Below are 14,531 nucleotides of genomic sequence, written 5' to 3' on the forward strand. Positions count from 1 at the left end.
AGGGGAGGAAGCGCAGCCGTCCGCCGTCGCGGACCGGCGAGGTCGCGGGTCAATCGCGCATGTGTTCGAGGTACAGCGCTTCCAGATCGGCATGGCCGATCTCGCTGGCACGCAGGGTCTGGCGCAGCTTGCCGGCGCGCATGATCCCGATCCGGGTGCCGGTTTCGCGGGCGCGGAACAGGTCGTGGGTCGCCATCAGGATCGCCACGCCTTCACCACTCAGGCGGGTCAGCAGCTCGCTGAATTCGTTCGACGCCTTGGGATCGAGTCCGGAGGTGGGCTCGTCCAGCAGCAGGGCCTTGGCGTCCTTGGCCATGGCGATGGCAATGCCGACCTTCTGGCGCATGCCCTTGGAATAGGTGCCGACGCGCTTCTCGGCCGCGCCGTCCGGCAGGCCCGCGGATTTCAGGATGCTGCGCAGCTTCGTCATGCCGAAGTCCTCGCCGGTGGCGAGGCTGGCGAAGAAGCGCAGGTTCTCGAGCCCGGTGAGGTTGCGGTACAGCGTCACCTGTTCCGGGATGTAGGCCACGAACTGCTTGGTTGCGAGCCCGTTCTGGTGGACGTCCAGGCCGTTGATCAGCGCCGCGCCGGAGGTCGGCTCGATGAAATCCAGAAACAGGTTGATGGTCGTGGTCTTGCCGGCACCGTTGGCGCCGAGCAGGCAGAAGATCTCGCCCGGCGCGATCTCCAGATCGAGGCTGTCGAGCGCCGTCTGATCGCCGTATTTCTTGGTCAAGGCTTTAGTTTGCAACACGTTATTTCCCCACACGAAAACGGCGGAAGCCGCGCGCGGCGAGCAGCGCGAGCAGCACGGACGGCCATGCGAGACCGAGCCAGTCGGCGATCAGGGCCGAGCCGCGCCGCGGTGCCGGCATCACGAACGCCGGGATGCGGTCGAGATCGTCGGCGGTCATCGAGGCACCGGCTTCGATCTTCGGAACGAAGTAGCCGCGAAACGCGGCCTGGTAGTCGCGCACCGCGGCGATGAACTGCTCGGTGCGACTGCGATCGGCCCCGGCCAGCCGGTTCAGGGCCGACTGGAAACTGAGCGCCGGCGACAGGAAGCGCAGGCGCTCGGCCAGCCGCTGCTGTGCGGACAGCCGCCGCTCGAAGGCATCGGCGATCGGCGCGACCGCCGCTTCGCTGGCCTGCGCGACCAGCCACGACTTCAGGATCGCCTTCGGGCTGTCGAAGTTGTCGCGGCCGTTGGCATCGCCGCGGATCGGCTGCTCGGCATGCTGCAGGTTGAAATCGCTGACCAGATTCTTGCCGCCGTTGCGGGCGTTGACCACGGTGGCGCGCAAGCGGTTGGTCAGCTCGGCCCGATCCGGTGGCGGCTGCAGACCCAGCACCAGCAGGTTCAGCAGCGACGGAATCACCAGCACCAGCGCCAGCCACCAGCCGCCGAGCCGCAGGGCATTCGACGACGACGAGCGACCGCGGACATTGACCCAGGCGCTCAGCAGCAGCCAGAACAGGCTGTAGCTGACGATCATCAGGAGCAGCGCGCCGAGATCCCGCCAGGCCGCGGCCGAGGCCGGCACCCCGGCGAACAGCAGCAGGCCGACGACGATCACCGACAGCGCCGGCAGCAGCAGCACCGCCGCGCGCGACAGCAGCTTGGCCAGCACCACCCGCGTCATCGCTACCGGCTGCACCGCGACCAGCGCGAGCGTGCCCTGCTCCAGTTCCGACGACAGCAGGTTGTGACTGAACGCGAGCAGCAGCAGCGGCAGCACGGCCGTCAGCAGGAACACCAGATCGAAACGGCCGACCGCCAGCGTCGCCGGGTTCTGGGTCGAGGCCCGGGCATCGTCGAACAGGGCGTAGCGGCTGGTGGCAACGCGCATCGTCGCGAGCGCGGGCTGGACCTCGCCGGCATTGCTGGCCATCAGCGCCAGCGGCAGCGATGCCAGGCCCGGCCGGGCATCCGGCGCCAGCGGCGACTTGATCCAGCCGGGGTACCAGCCGGGCTTTTCGCCCAGCGTGGCGCCCTGCCCAGCTTCATAGATGCGCAGGTCCGTCTGGAAGTCCGCCGTGCGCTGTTTCGACTGCGCGGCGGCGAGCGCCACATCGGCCTCGCGGCCCCGCAGCCAGGCCGCGCCGGAAGCCAGCGCATACAGCGTGGCGGCGGCGAAAATCGCCAAGGCGATCAACAGGCTGCGATCGGCCAGCGCCATGCGGCGCTCATGCCGCAGGAGGATCGACAAGGTCTTCGGCGGCGCCATGCGATGGGTCGAGGCGCTCATCTCAGATCTCCACCGACGTGCGGCGAATCGCCCACAACGCCAGCCCGAGCGCCGCGCCGGACCACAGCACCAGCAGCGCGAAATCCGGCAGCGTCGGCATCAGCGCGGCCTGCATCGACGGCTCGACGTACTGGAAGCGCGGCACCTTCGCCCACAGCTCCGGGCCGCCGGCGTCGTCGGTCCACTGATCGAGCTTGCCGTTGACCGTGTAGTCGTCGTTGATCAACTGGATCGACTGGCGCCGGTACCGCTCGGCCTGCTCGGTGAAATCGCGCTGCACGGTGAGATCGGTGCCGGCCAGCGCCATCGAGACCGGCTTCACTGCCAGCAGCGGCGTCAGCAGCGCGAAAGCGCGCTGCACCAGCGCCTGCCGCTGGTACTGCTGCCAGAGTTCGCCGTAGCGCCGATCCATCACCAGCGCGCCGTAGCGCTCGCCTTCCGACAGCGCGATGCCGTCGAAATTGATCGGCAGATCCTCGATCCGGCTGACGCCGTACTGCTTGAACAGCGCGGCCTTGACGCTGCTCAGCCGCGCGTCCTCGGCATCGTGACCACTGATGCCGTTGCGGACGTCGTCGGCCAGCACCTTGCGGAAGCTGGCCACGGTCGGCACCGGTGCGAGGTGGTTGGCGGCGTCCACCGCGAGGCGCGGCAGCAGCAGGCTGGACAGCAGCCAGAAGCCGAGCAGCACGACCAGCGCCTGTCGCGAGGACGGCGCCCGCGCCGACACCGCCAGCGTGATGCCGGCGAAGGCGATGAAGTACAGCAGGTAACCGACGCTCATCAGCGCCAGCCGCAGCAGATCGATCGCGCCATGGCCGCTGACCAGCAGCGCCGCCGAACCGATCACGGCCACCGGCACCAGGATCGCCAGCAGGCTCGCGCTCAGGCCCAGCGCCTTGCCGAGCACCAGCGCCCGGCGCGTCACGCCGACACTCAGCAACTGCCGGAACGTGCCGTTCTCGCGTTCACCGCTGAAGCCGGCGAACGCCACGAGAATGATCAGCAGCGGCACCAGCAGCTGCAGCACCAGGGCAGCGGTCAGTTCGCCGAACACCGGCAGCAGCGCGGCATCGTCGGCCGGCCGCGCGCGCGACGGCGTCTGGACATGCGCTTCCAGATACACGGCGCTGCCGGCATACGGGTTGACGCCTTCGTCGACGAACGCCAGCGCTCCCTGTGGCTTGAAGATGTAGCGCCCGAAGTGCGCCGCGCTGTGCGGGTTGAGCTTGCCCTGCGACAGCCAGATGCGCGTGTCTTCCGCCTGCGCGGTCTTGCGCGCCGCGTCGGCCCGGGCCTGATGCTGCAGCCCGACGGCCAGTGCCAGCAGCAGCAGGCCGATCAGGATGGCGCCGGCAAGGCGCACCTGCCCGCCACGCCAGGTGTCGAGGATCTCTCGACGGGCGATGGTGATGATCACGTTGTGAATCCCCGGTACCGCGTGAAAGGAGTGACGCCGCCGGCCGCGTCGAACGCGCGTCACGGCTTCGTTCGCACAAGTGCGGACGTATGAAATTTATATCTTACGTGTGACACATCGGCGATTGATCGCGATCAGCGGCGTCGCGCCGCATCGGCGCTGCTCGGCGCGGCGCGGCCAGGGCTCGGCGGCGTCCCGTGCAAATCACTGATAACGAAATATTTTTTGCGCGGCAGATGCCGGGTGCGCGGTCGGTGACCAGGTGATGGCGCCGTCCCAGCGCGATGTCACCGACGGCGGCATCGCGCCGGTGCCTGCCCGTCGGGACGCCGTTCGACGCGTCATTGACCGATGTCGCTGGCGTCGGCGCCCCACCGCAAAACCCGTGTTAAGCGAAGTCACGACATCGTATGATCGGCAGCTCTCCCGACGTGCTGACCGTGCTCATGGCCTGTTTCCGGTTTCTCCGTTCGTGCGCCGCGGTGCGCCGCGACACCTGGCGGCTGCCGTGGCCGGTTGCGCCATTGGCACCAACGCGGGTGCCGCAGATGGTGCTTGCGGCGCTGCTGCTGATTCCGTCGCTGGCCATGGCCCACAGCGGCGCCGGTGGTCTGAACGGCTTCCTCAGCGGCTTCCTGCACCCGGTCTCGGGCCTCGATCACGTCGTCGCCATGGTGGCGGTCGGCATTTGGGGCGCGCAGCTCGGCGCGCCGGCACTGTGGGTGCTGCCGGCGACGTTCCCGGTGGTGATGGCGTTCGGCGGCGTGCTGGGCGTTTACGGCGTGCCGCTGCCGGCCATCGAATACGGCATCGCCGGCTCCGGCATCGTGCTGGGCCTCCTGATCGTCTTCGCCGTGCGCCTGCCGCTGTCGCTGGCCGGCATCGTGGTGGCGATCTTCGCCATCTTCCATGGCTATGCCCATGGCGCGGAACTGCCGTCGTCGATCGATCCGATCTCGTACTCCGGCGGCTTCGTGCTGGCCACCGGCCTGCTGCACCTCGGCGGCATCGCCATCGGCCTGCTCGATCACTGGAAGGCCGGCGCGCTGTTCATGCGCGCCTGCGGCGCGGGCATCGCGATGGTCGGCTTCCATTTCCTGCGAGAAGCGCTTGCCTAGCCGTCGTCGGAGACTACCGATGGGCTGGCTGAGCCTGCTGCTGGCGCTGCTGCCACTGCACGCGGACGCCCATCTCGGCGGCGTCAAGACCGATGATTTCTGGCTGGGCGTGCTGCACCCGCTGACCACGCTGGAGAACGCGCTGGCGATGCTGGCGCTTGGCCTGCTGGCCGGTCAGAACGGGGAAAAGGCCGGGCTCCGGGTGGCTGGCGTCTTCGCGCTGGCGATGACCGCCGGTGCCGTGCTCGGCATGCTCGGGCTCGCCGGAGCCGGGGCGACGTGGGCCAGCCTGCTTTCGCTGATCGTGCTCGGCGGACTGGTGGCGCTGGCCCTGCCACTGCGCCCGTCGCTGCTGATCGGTCTCGCCGTGCTGTGCGGCCTCGCCCATGGCGCGACCAACGGCGTCGAGATCGTGCCCCCGGTCAAGCCCGTGCTGTTCATTTCCGGGCTGACCATCGCCGGCTTCATGGCGACGTTCTACGCCATGTTCGTCATGCTGCACGTCAAGCCATGGTGGCTGCGCATCGGCGTCCGCGTGGCCGGCAGCTGGATTGCGGCGATCGGGCTGCTGGTGACCGCGCTGAACAGTCTCGGCAGGCCGTCCGGCCTGTAGCGCACCGCGCAGCCAGCGCGCGTCAGCCGGCCTTGTCGTCCGGCGTCTCGTGGTCTTCCCACAGGCCTTTCTGCTTCTCGCAGGCCGCACGGCTGCGGATGTCCGGATGGTCGACCGACTTGCCGCTGGCGTCGGCGATGTGACAGTGCAGCTCATGATGCGACCAGTTGCCGCCCTTGGCCTTGCAGTCCGACTTGCGGGTCAGCGACTTGTCGTCGACCGAAACGCCTTCGGCATTCGTCACATGGCAGTGGGCGCTGTGCGCGGCGGCGGAACCGGCGAACAGCAGGGCGATGACGGTCAAAGCAATCTGGGATTTCATCGAGTCTCTCGATCGGATGGCGGGAACGGCCGGACGCCGGCTGTCGCGGATGGCAGCAGTCTGTCGGCGGAAACGGCGATCGGCAATCGGTTGAAGTCAATGCCGATTCGGCGGGTCCTGTGCTGTCGGCCGCCGTTCCCGACGATCACGGCGTTGCCGCCGCAGTCGTCCGGACCCGCGGCCCCGCCGGGACGGGCCGCGCCCGGCCGTGGCTCGGGCGAGCGTCAGAACGCGCTGTAGGTCAGCTGCACGAACAGCAGGTTCGAGGTACCGCCCCGCCCGGCCTCGCGCAGGAACTCGCCCGCCTTGAAATAGGCGTACAGGACCTCGGTCTGGAAGTGCCGGGACTGCCGCCAGACCACGCGCGCGTCGACCTCGTGGCCGAGATAGGTCCCGCTCCGACCACTGGGATCGCGCAGCCCGGTGTTGTTCCAGCGGTCGGTCGCCGAATTCAGCGAATACCAGTTGAAGCCGGCGTCGAGCTGCAGGTCTCGGGTCGGCGAGATCTCGATCCTCACCTTCGGCGCTTCCAGGTTCTCGAACACGAAATAATCGTTCTGCGAGAACGGCCGTGCGAAGCCGAACAGGCGCTCGAATCGGCCGCTCTGGCTGTCGGTCGGGTTGTCGTCGCCGGACGCGTAGTTGTACGCGGCGCTCAGCCGCGGCTTCCACGGATGGGCGAAGGTGTAGCCGAGTTCGCCGGTGTAGGCCTGCGAGTCCTGCTTGCGCGGACCGTCGTTGCCGCGCTGGCGGTAGTACGAGAAGTCGTAGTCGAAGCCGGTCTTGGCGACGACGCCGTAGCCGCGCACGCCCAGGGTATGGATTTCGCGTTCGACGCCGCTCGGCGCCCGCTCGCCGTCCTGCTTCAGCACCAGATACAGCGGCTGCACGGTGATGATGTTGGAGAACTGGCGGTAGTCGCCGATCACGCCGACCAGCGTGTTGGCCTTGTCGCGGCGATCGAAGCCGTTGTCGTCGCGCAGCACCGGCTGCAGCAGCAGCGCATCGACCTGCCAGGCATCGGACTGCTTGCCGAGGATCGCCCGGATGCCGTCGAAGTTGTTGGTGGTATTGCGGAATTCGTTGCGCGCCAGCAGTCGCCGATCCAGATATTCGAACGCCTGCCGGCCGAATTTCACGCTCAGCTGCTGGTTCGCCAGCCACGACTGCTTGAAGAACAGCTCGCCGTAGAGCTGGATCGGTTCCTGGAGATTGGTATCGCGCACGTCGCGCGCGAAATCGGTGTTGTAGCGCCGCGCATCGCTGAACTCGACGGTGAAGCGCAACGGATCGAACCGGTTCTTGACCGCGAGAAAGGCGCGCGTGCGCAGCAGGAACGGCTGGTCGACGGTGTTGATGCTGCGCCGGAAATCGTTGTCGCGAATCTCGAAACGGGTGCGGTGGTCGAGGCCGATGTCGAGCCAGTCGATGTCGCCGAAGCCGTCGAGCTTGCCGAGCCAGGTCTGGTTCAGCTGCTGTACGTACGACGGCGGCTCGCTGACGCGACGGGTGCCGTAGCTGCGGCGTTCGACGTAGTAGTTCCGGCTGTCTGCGGTGGCGCCATCGGCCGGAACCGGGTCCGCGGCCCGCACCGTCGCGCACGGCACGCCGGTGGCGGCAACGATCGGAAGACCGACCGCGACAGCGCGCAGCAGGGTGGACTGCCACCGACGTGCCGTGGCCGGACTCAACAGGCGAGTGTTCATCTGCGCGGGACCTGGAAGGGCCGCAGACAATCCCGGCTTTTGCCGCGCGATGCAAGTGCTTGACGCCGGTCGGGCCACCCACCTCCGAAAACGAGCAAGGCCCCTGTCGGGGCCTTGTCGTGACAACGGCGCCGGCCGGAACCGGCGCCTGGTCAGGTGCTGCTGGCTCAGAACTCGGTGCGGAACGTCACGCCGAAGGTCCGCGGATCGCCCGGCTGGCCGACGTAGACGCCAGTGCCACCGAAGCCCGGCGACAGCAGTTCGAGGTACTCCTTGTCGAGCAGGTTGCGCGACCAGAACCACAGGTCCCAGCCGTTGGCGCTGCGGAAGCCGATGCGGGCGTTCACCAGTTCGTAGCCCTCGACGTTCAGCACCGTCGACGGCGTGGCCGATGACGAGAAGCCCGAGCGGTAGCTGACATCGACGCCGAAGAAGAAGTCGCCTTCGCGCTTCAGGAACGAGGTCGGCGTGAAGAACTCGCCGCCAAAGCTGGTCGAGAACTTCGAGATGCCCGGCAGACGCTGGCCGGAAACGTCCTGAATGTCGTTCGGGCGTGCCCGGCCGGTGTTTTCCAGCGACAGCGGCGCGTTGGTGAACCGCACGTACTTGCCGTCGGTGTAGGCCGCCGACACGTAGGTGCTGAAGTGCTGACCGATCCGCGCATTGCCGTCGAACTCGACGCCGCGAACGCGAACCTTGTCGGCATTGGCGAGATAACCGCGCGACGTCGCCGCCGTGTTGTCCTGCACCTGCGCCTGGAAGTCCTTGATGTCGGTGTTGTACAGCGACAGGTTGGCGGTCACGCGGCGGAACGGCCGGGTCTTGATGCCGATCTCGTAGTGCGTCACTTCTTCCGGCGCGACGGTGGCGAGATCGAGGCGCGGCTGGTTGTTATCGGTCGGCACGCCGGCCGTGTTCAGACCCACGGTCTTGAAGCTGCGCGAGTAGGTGGCGTAGGTATCGACGTTGTCGATCGGGTTGTAGGCGATCGTGATCTGGCCGGACACGTTGGTGTCGTCGATGTCGGCGAAGTAGGTCTGCTGCGGCAGCTGGGCCAGCTGCACGGCGCGCAAGGTCGGGTTGTTGCGGGTGTCCTGACCGCCGGTCACCTGCGCGTCGTAGTCGACTTCCTTGCGGTCGTAGTTCAGACGCAGACCCGGCAGCACGCGAATCTGGTCGGTGAGCTTCCACTCGAGCTGGCCGAACAGCGCGGCGCTGTCGAAGATCGACTTGACGTCGATCTGCTGGGTCAAACCATCCAGGAGCGCGGCGTTGTTGGCGTTCGCGGTGCCCGCCAGCAGGTAGCGCGAGGCCGCCGAACCGAGCGCCGTGGTCTGGCGCGGATTCGACTTGATCGTCTGGCGGAAGCCGAACAGGCCCACCACGTAGTTGATGTCCTTGGTGATGTCGCCGGCGAAGCGGAATTCCTGCGAAATCTGCTGCTGGTACGAGGTTGCGGCCGAGACCGTGTTGACCGGAATGCCGAGGAAGTCACGATCGTTCGACGGGTTCCAGTCCCAGAGGCGGTACGCGCTGATCGAGCTGAACTTGCCGTAGTCGGAGGTCCAGTCGACCGTCACCGAGCCGCCACCGAGGTCCTGATACGAACGGATCGGGGAATCGACGTCGGTGAGGCGGGCGAACGGGTTGAAGCTCGGCGGGGTGTAGTTCAGCGACGCTGCGATCGCGGCGTACTGGCGGTTCGCCGCGCGCAGCGTCGGCGTGACGCCGGCGACGACCTGCGTGTAGCCCTCCGGCCGCTGGCTCGTCCAGTCGGCCGACGCGGTGATGGTCACGTCTTCCGAGGCTTTGATCAGGAACTGACCGCGGATGCCGAGGTTGCTGAGGTCGTTCAGATCGTCCTGAGTGCGGACGTTGTAGAGGAAGCCGTCGCGCTGCGTCCCGACGAACGAGATGCGGGCGGCCACATTGTCCGACAGCGGGCCGGTCAGCGAGGCCTTGGCCTGAATGAACGTGTAGTTGCCGTAGGACAGCTCGACCGTCGAGCCCGGCGTGAAGCTCGGCTTCCTGGTGGTGACGTTGACCGCACCGGCCGTGGTGTTCTTGCCGTACAGCGTGCCCTGCGGGCCGCGCAGCACTTCGATCTGATCGATGTCGATGAAATCCAGCGTGGCGGCGGCCGGACGGGCGTAATAGACACCGTCGATGTACAGGCCGACACCCTGCTCGATGCCGTCGTTGGTCAGGCCGTACGGCGCACCGAGGCCGCGAATGTTCAGAGCCGAGTTGCGCGGGTTGGTCGAGTAGAACTGCACGCTCGGCAGCACTTCCTTCAGGCGGTTGACGTTGAAGCCGCCGATTTCGTTGAGAAAATCGCCACCGATGACCGACACGGCGATCGGCACCTTCTGCACGCTTTCGGTCTTGCGACGCGCGGTGACCTGCACTTCCTCGAGCACGGCCGCGACGCGGCTGCCCGACTTGCCGGCCTGCGCCACCTCGGCCTGCGCGACTTCGGACTGGGCCACTTCGGCCTGTGCGACCTCGGTCTGGGCAACATCGACAGCGGCCACGCCGACCGATTCGGCGGTGGTGGCCGGTGCGGTGGCATCGGTGGCGGCACCCGCAGCCTGCGCCGTGGCGCCGAACAGGAACAGGGCGCTGATCGAGGCGGCAGTCCCCAACGGCAGGCGACGACGCAGCCGGCGCGGCGCCGGCGAAGTCGGAACATCACGGGAAAGCAGGGTGTCTGGGGTACTCATCGTCTTCGGAGCAGTGAAAAGCCGTTGGAGGTGTCGTGGCGCCAGAGACTACCGATCTTAAAAAGAAAAATTAAATATCCAAAAGCGCTAATAAAAGACGCAGAAAATGCTGACGGTTTCCTTTTTTATTCGGTTATCGAATAATTGGTCGGACGGCGGACCGGGGGCTTATGTTTCTTTATGCTTCCAAATAATCGAAACAGTCTTTTTTGTTCTAACGCCGTGCCGACGCACTGCCGCCCTGTGTCACTCTGTTATTAATGCGCGCCCGCCACCTGACCCGACCCGCATGAACGTCCGCCCACTGCTGTCACGACTGATCCGCCCCGCGCTCGCCGCCGTTCTCGCGGGTACGGCCGCCGTCGGCCACGCCGATCTGCTCAATGTCAGCTATGACCCGACCCGCGAGCTGTACAAGGCGGTCAACGCCGAGTTCTCGGCCGACTGGAAGGCCAAGTCCGGCAAGGGCACACGGATCCAGACCTCGCATGGCGGGTCCGGCAAGCAGGCGCGGTCCGTGATCGACGGCCTCGAAGCCGACGTCGTGACCCTAGCGCTGGCCTACGACATCGATTCGATCGCCGAACGCGCGAAGCTGCTGCCGACCAACTGGCAGCAGCGCCTGCCGAACAACTCGTCGCCGTACACGTCGACCATCGTGTTCCTGGTGCGCAAGGGCAACCCGAAGAACATCAAGGACTGGGACGACCTGATCAAGCCGGGCATCGCGGTGATCACGCCGAACCCGAAGACGTCCGGTGGCGCGCGCTGGAACTATCTGGCGGCCTGGGGCTACGCGCTGCGCAAGTACGGCAACGATCCGGCCAAGGCCGAGGCCTTCGTCGCCAAGCTGTTCAAGAACGTGCCGGTGCTCGACACCGGTGCCCGCGGATCGACCACCACCTTCGTCCAGCGCGGTCTCGGCGACGTGCTGATCGCGTGGGAAAACGAAGCGTTCCTGTCGGTGGAAGAACTCGGCCCGGACAAGTTCGACATCGTCGCCCCGCCGCTGTCGATCCTGGCCGAACCGCCGGTGGCGCTGGTCGACGTCAATGTCGACAAGCACGGCACCCGCAAGGAAGCCGAGGCCTACCTGCAGTATCTGTACACGCCGGCGGCCCAGAAGCTGATCGCCCGCAACTTCTATCGCCCGTATCGGCCGGAAAACGCCGACCCGGCCGACCTTGCCCGCTTCCCGAAGATCGAGCTGTTCAAGCTGAACGACGTGTTCGGCTCGTGGGCCAAGGTGCAGGCCACCCACTTCGCCGATGGCGGCGTGCTCGACCGGATTCTTGCAAAGTAGCGCGCTGGACCCCGCCGCCGGCGCCAGCGCCGTGCGGCCCGGGCATTTCACGACCTTTCGATTCCCGACACGATGAGCGCCACCGCCACGCTGCCTGCCCGGCGCCCGACGAAGCGAGCCATACCGGGCCTTGGGCCGACGCTGGGCTTTTCGTTGTTCTACCTCGGCCTGATCGTGCTGATTCCGCTGGCCGGAGTCTTCTTCAAGGCCTCCGGCCTCGGCGTCAGCGGCATCTGGCACGTGATCACGTCCGAGCGCGTGCTGGCGGCCCTGCGCCTGAGCTTCGGTGCCGCGCTGATCGCGGCACTGATCAACGTCGTGTTCGGGTCGATCGTGGCCTGGGTCTTCGTCCGCTATGACTTTGTCGGCAAGCGCCTGTTCGATGCCTTCATCGACCTGCCGTTCGCGCTGCCGACGGCGGTGGCCGGCATCGCGCTGACGGCGCTGTACTCGCCGAACGGCTGGATCGGCTCGCTGGTGGAGCCGCTCGGCATCAAGATCGCGTACACCCCGCTCGGCGTGATCGTGGCGATGACCTTCATCGGCCTGCCGTTCATCGTGCGGACGGTGGAGCCGGTGCTGCGGGAAGTCGACCGGGATCTGGAAGAGGCCGCCGCCACCCTCGGCGCCTGGCGCTGGCAGACGGTGGTCCGGGTGATTGCGCCGGCGGTGTTTCCGTCGGTGGTCACCGGCTTCGCGCTGGCCTTTGCCCGTGCCGTCGGCGAGTACGGCTCGGTGATCTTCATCGCCGGCAACTTTCCGCTGGTGTCGGAAATCGCGCCGCTGCTGATCATCATCAAGCTCGAGGAGTTCGACTATCAGGGCGCCACCGCGGTGGCCGCGACGATGCTGGTGATCTCGTTCGTGCTGCTGCTGATCGTCAACCTGCTGCAGGCCTGGGTGAGGAAGCGCTCGTGAGCCAGATCGAAAACACCGCGCCCGCCGACCCGGCCCCGATTCCGTTCGAGCCACTGAAGCAGACCAACTCGGTCGTCACCGAAGCGACGTGGGTCCGCTGGCTCCTGATCGCCATCGGCGTGGCCTTCCTGAGCCTGTTCCTGATGCTGCCGCTGCTGTCGGTGTTCGTCGAAGCGCTGCGCAAGGGCTTCGGGCCGTTCTTCGACGCCTTCAGCGATTCCGACACCATCGCGGCGATCAAGCTGACGCTGCTCGCCGCAGCCATCGCGGTGCCGCTGAACCTCGTGTTCGGGTTGTGCGCGGCCTGGGCGATCACCAAGTTCGAGTTCCGCGGCAAGCAGTTGCTGATCACCCTGATCGATCTGCCGTTCTCGGTGTCGCCGGTCGTGGCCGGCCTGATCTATGTGCTGATCTTCGGCGCGCAGGGCTGGGCCCAGCCGTGGTTCGGCGACCACGTCGGCAAGGTGCTGTTCGCCGTCCCCGGCATCGTGCTGGCGACGATCTTCGTGACCTTCCCGTTCATCGCCCGCGAGCTGATTCCGCTGATGCAGGAACAGGGCACGGAAGACGAGCAGGCGGCGCTGAGCCTGGGCGCCACCGGCTGGCAGACCTTCACCCGGGTCACCCTGCCGAACATCAAGTGGGGCCTGCTGTACGGCGTGCTGCTGTGCAATGCCCGCGCGATGGGCGAGTTCGGCGCGGTCAGTGTCGTGTCCGGCCACATTCGCGGGCTGACCAACACCATGCCGCTGCACATCGAGATTCTGTACAACGAGTACGAGTTCGTTGCCGCGTTCGCCGTGGCCTCGCTGCTGGCGATGCTGGCCATGGTGACCTTGGCCGCCAAGTCGTTCCTCGAGTGGCGCTACGCCGACCAGCTTGCCGCCTCGCGCCGCCACTGACGCGCCGTCCCGCTTCGGCGGAGAATCACGAAACACCGTTCTCCACCGCGTTCCGACTCCCATCTGACGCTTCCTGCCTCACGAGCCCATGGACATCAAGATTCGCGCCGTTCACAAGCACTACGGCAGCTTCCACGCGCTGCGCGGCATCGATCTCGACATCGAATCCGGCGAACTGCTGGCGCTGCTCGGACCATCGGGCTCGGGCAAGACCACCCTGTTGCGCGCGATCGCCGGCCTGGAGCCGCTCGATGCCGGTCAGGTGCTGTTCGGCGACATCGATGCCACTTCGCTGACCGTGCAGGATCGCAAGGTCGGCTTCGTGTTCCAGCAGTACGCGCTGTTCAAGCACATGACGGTGTTCGACAACGTCGCGTTCGGTCTCACCGTGCGTCCCAAGCACGAGCGTCCGTCGACGTCCGAGATCGCCAAGCGCGTCGGCGACCTGCTGGAACTGGTGCAGCTCGGCGGCCTCGAAAAGCGCTATCCGGCGCAGCTGTCCGGCGGCCAGAAGCAGCGCGTGGCGCTGGCCCGCGCGCTGGCGATCGAGCCGCGCGTGCTCTTGCTCGACGAGCCGTTCGGCGCGCTCGATGCCAAGGTTCGCAAGGACCTGCGGCGCTGGCTGCGCAAGCTGCACCGCGAAACCGGCTACACCACGATCTTCGTCACGCACGATCAGGAAGAAGCGCTGGAACTGGCCGATCGCGTCGTCGTGATGAGCCGCGGCCGGATCGAGCAGGTCGGCTCGACCGATCAGGTCTATGACTATCCGCAGACGCCGTTCGTGTTCGATTTCCTCGGCTCGCCGAACGTGCTGCCAGCGGTCGTGCGCGATGGCCACGTCTACCTCGATGGCGCGACCGCGCCGCTTGACTCGTACAGCGGCCCGCTCCTGGGCCCGGTCGACCTGTACGCAAGACCGGACGATTTCCGCGTGGTCCACTCCGACCCGGCCGGACTCGCCGGCACTGTCGTGGAAACCCAGCGCACCGGCGTGCTGATCCGCCTGACCATCACGCTGGCCGCTGGCGGCCACGGCATCGAGATCGAGATTCCGAACCCGGACCCGGAAATGCAGGTCTGGGGCGCTGGCGACACGATCAGCGTGCGGCCCGCGCACTTCAGCGTGTTCGCGGTCGGCACCCCGGCCAATGGCACCGCCTCGCAGGCCCCGGCGGCGACGACGCCGGGTCTTGGGACCTCCCACACGGTGGTGGAAAGCCGTTCGCGCGGTCGTTGACCGCCAGCTACCGAAAA

General features: G+C 66.9%; 12 protein-coding genes. 6 read left to right on the plus strand and 6 right to left on the minus strand.

Features of this window, described 5'->3' with window-relative positions; translation table 11 throughout:
* Positions 1-49 precede the first annotated feature (49 nt).
* Genes QZ951_RS00980 through QZ951_RS00990 form a run of 3 tightly spaced genes read right to left on the minus strand, consistent with a single transcriptional unit; the run spans position 50 to position 3,669 of the window.
* Positions 50-754: an ABC transporter ATP-binding protein gene (locus QZ951_RS00980; protein WP_366943765.1), complete on the minus strand. Its 705-nt coding sequence runs from the start codon at positions 752-754 to the stop codon at positions 50-52.
* 1 nt (position 755) lies between these two features.
* On the minus strand, positions 756-2,249 hold the full coding sequence (locus tag QZ951_RS00985; RefSeq protein WP_292997599.1) for a DUF3526 domain-containing protein: 1,494 nt from the start codon (positions 2,247-2,249) through the stop codon (positions 756-758).
* A gap of 1 nt (position 2,250) precedes the next feature.
* Positions 2,251-3,669 (minus strand): DUF3526 domain-containing protein, encoded by a 1,419-nt coding sequence (locus QZ951_RS00990; RefSeq protein WP_292997601.1) that lies wholly within the window; start codon positions 3,667-3,669, stop codon positions 2,251-2,253.
* A gap of 548 nt (positions 3,670-4,217) precedes the next feature.
* Here QZ951_RS00990 and QZ951_RS00995 point away from each other — a divergent pair.
* Both QZ951_RS00995 and QZ951_RS01000 read left to right on the plus strand, forming a co-directional pair.
* Positions 4,218-4,787, plus strand: a complete 570-nt coding sequence (locus QZ951_RS00995) for a HupE/UreJ family protein (protein ID WP_366943776.1) — start codon at positions 4,218-4,220, stop codon at positions 4,785-4,787.
* Positions 4,788-4,806: 19 nt separating this feature from the next.
* Complete coding sequence (locus QZ951_RS01000) at positions 4,807-5,400, plus strand: HupE/UreJ family protein (RefSeq protein WP_292997605.1); 594 nt, start codon at positions 4,807-4,809, stop codon at positions 5,398-5,400.
* Positions 5,401-5,422: 22 nt separating this feature from the next.
* Here QZ951_RS01000 and QZ951_RS01005 read toward each other — a convergent pair whose 3' ends face one another.
* From QZ951_RS01005 to QZ951_RS01015, 3 genes are all read right to left on the minus strand, one after another.
* Entirely contained in the window at positions 5,423-5,722 is a 300-nt protein-coding gene (locus QZ951_RS01005) for a hypothetical protein (RefSeq protein ID WP_292997607.1), read from the minus strand.
* Positions 5,723-5,946: 224 nt separating this feature from the next.
* Positions 5,947-7,428, minus strand: a complete 1,482-nt coding sequence (locus tag QZ951_RS01010; protein WP_292997609.1) for an alginate export family protein — start codon at positions 7,426-7,428, stop codon at positions 5,947-5,949.
* 167 nt (positions 7,429-7,595) lie between these two features.
* A complete protein-coding gene (locus QZ951_RS01015) occupies positions 7,596-10,151 on the minus strand; it encodes a TonB-dependent receptor (protein WP_292997611.1) in 2,556 nt (851 codons plus the stop codon).
* A 289-nt stretch (positions 10,152-10,440) separates the two neighbouring features.
* On the opposite strand from QZ951_RS01015, the gene QZ951_RS01020 reads away from it, so the two are divergent.
* From QZ951_RS01020 to QZ951_RS01035, 4 genes are all read left to right on the plus strand, one after another.
* Positions 10,441-11,454 (plus strand): sulfate ABC transporter substrate-binding protein, encoded by a 1,014-nt coding sequence (locus tag QZ951_RS01020; RefSeq protein ID WP_292997613.1) that lies wholly within the window; start codon positions 10,441-10,443, stop codon positions 11,452-11,454.
* Between the two features lie 72 nt (positions 11,455-11,526).
* Positions 11,527-12,372 carry a sulfate ABC transporter permease subunit CysT gene (gene cysT, locus QZ951_RS01025; protein ID WP_292997615.1) on the plus strand — a complete coding sequence of 282 codons (846 nt, stop codon included), beginning with the start codon at positions 11,527-11,529 and terminating at the stop codon, positions 12,370-12,372.
* Between the two features lie 38 nt (positions 12,373-12,410).
* Positions 12,411-13,274: a sulfate ABC transporter permease subunit CysW gene (gene cysW, locus QZ951_RS01030; protein WP_366943777.1), complete on the plus strand. Its 864-nt coding sequence runs from the start codon at positions 12,411-12,413 to the stop codon at positions 13,272-13,274.
* An 88-nt stretch (positions 13,275-13,362) separates the two neighbouring features.
* The gene (locus QZ951_RS01035; RefSeq protein WP_292997619.1) at positions 13,363-14,514 is read left to right on the plus strand and encodes a sulfate/molybdate ABC transporter ATP-binding protein; all 1,152 of its coding nucleotides are present in this window, start codon (positions 13,363-13,365) and stop codon (positions 14,512-14,514) included.
* Positions 14,515-14,531 lie beyond the last annotated feature (17 nt).

The sequence above is a fragment of the Nevskia sp. genome (assembly GCF_021732705.1).
GTDB lineage: Bacteria > Pseudomonadota > Gammaproteobacteria > Nevskiales > Nevskiaceae > Nevskia.

What these genes read in the sequence shown, in the direction of transcription:
- QZ951_RS01005 (WP_292997607.1), bottom strand. Translation starts at nt 5,722, where the DNA reads ATGAAATCCCAGATTGCTTTGACCGTCATCGCCCTGCTGTTCGCCGGT.
- QZ951_RS01010 (WP_292997609.1), bottom strand. Translation starts at nt 7,428, where the DNA reads ATGAACACTCGCCTGTTGAGTCCGGCCACGGCACGTCGGTGGCAGTCC.
- QZ951_RS01035 (WP_292997619.1), top strand. Translation starts at nt 13,363, where the DNA reads ATGGACATCAAGATTCGCGCCGTTCACAAGCACTACGGCAGCTTCCAC.
- QZ951_RS00985 (WP_292997599.1), bottom strand. Translation starts at nt 2,249, where the DNA reads ATGAGCGCCTCGACCCATCGCATGGCGCCGCCGAAGACCTTGTCGATC.
- cysT (WP_292997615.1), top strand. Translation starts at nt 11,527, where the DNA reads ATGAGCGCCACCGCCACGCTGCCTGCCCGGCGCCCGACGAAGCGAGCC.
- QZ951_RS00995 (WP_366943776.1), top strand. Translation starts at nt 4,218, where the DNA reads ATGGTGCTTGCGGCGCTGCTGCTGATTCCGTCGCTGGCCATGGCCCAC.
- QZ951_RS01020 (WP_292997613.1), top strand. Translation starts at nt 10,441, where the DNA reads ATGAACGTCCGCCCACTGCTGTCACGACTGATCCGCCCCGCGCTCGCC.
- QZ951_RS01000 (WP_292997605.1), top strand. Translation starts at nt 4,807, where the DNA reads ATGGGCTGGCTGAGCCTGCTGCTGGCGCTGCTGCCACTGCACGCGGAC.
- QZ951_RS01015 (WP_292997611.1), bottom strand. Translation starts at nt 10,151, where the DNA reads ATGAGTACCCCAGACACCCTGCTTTCCCGTGATGTTCCGACTTCGCCG.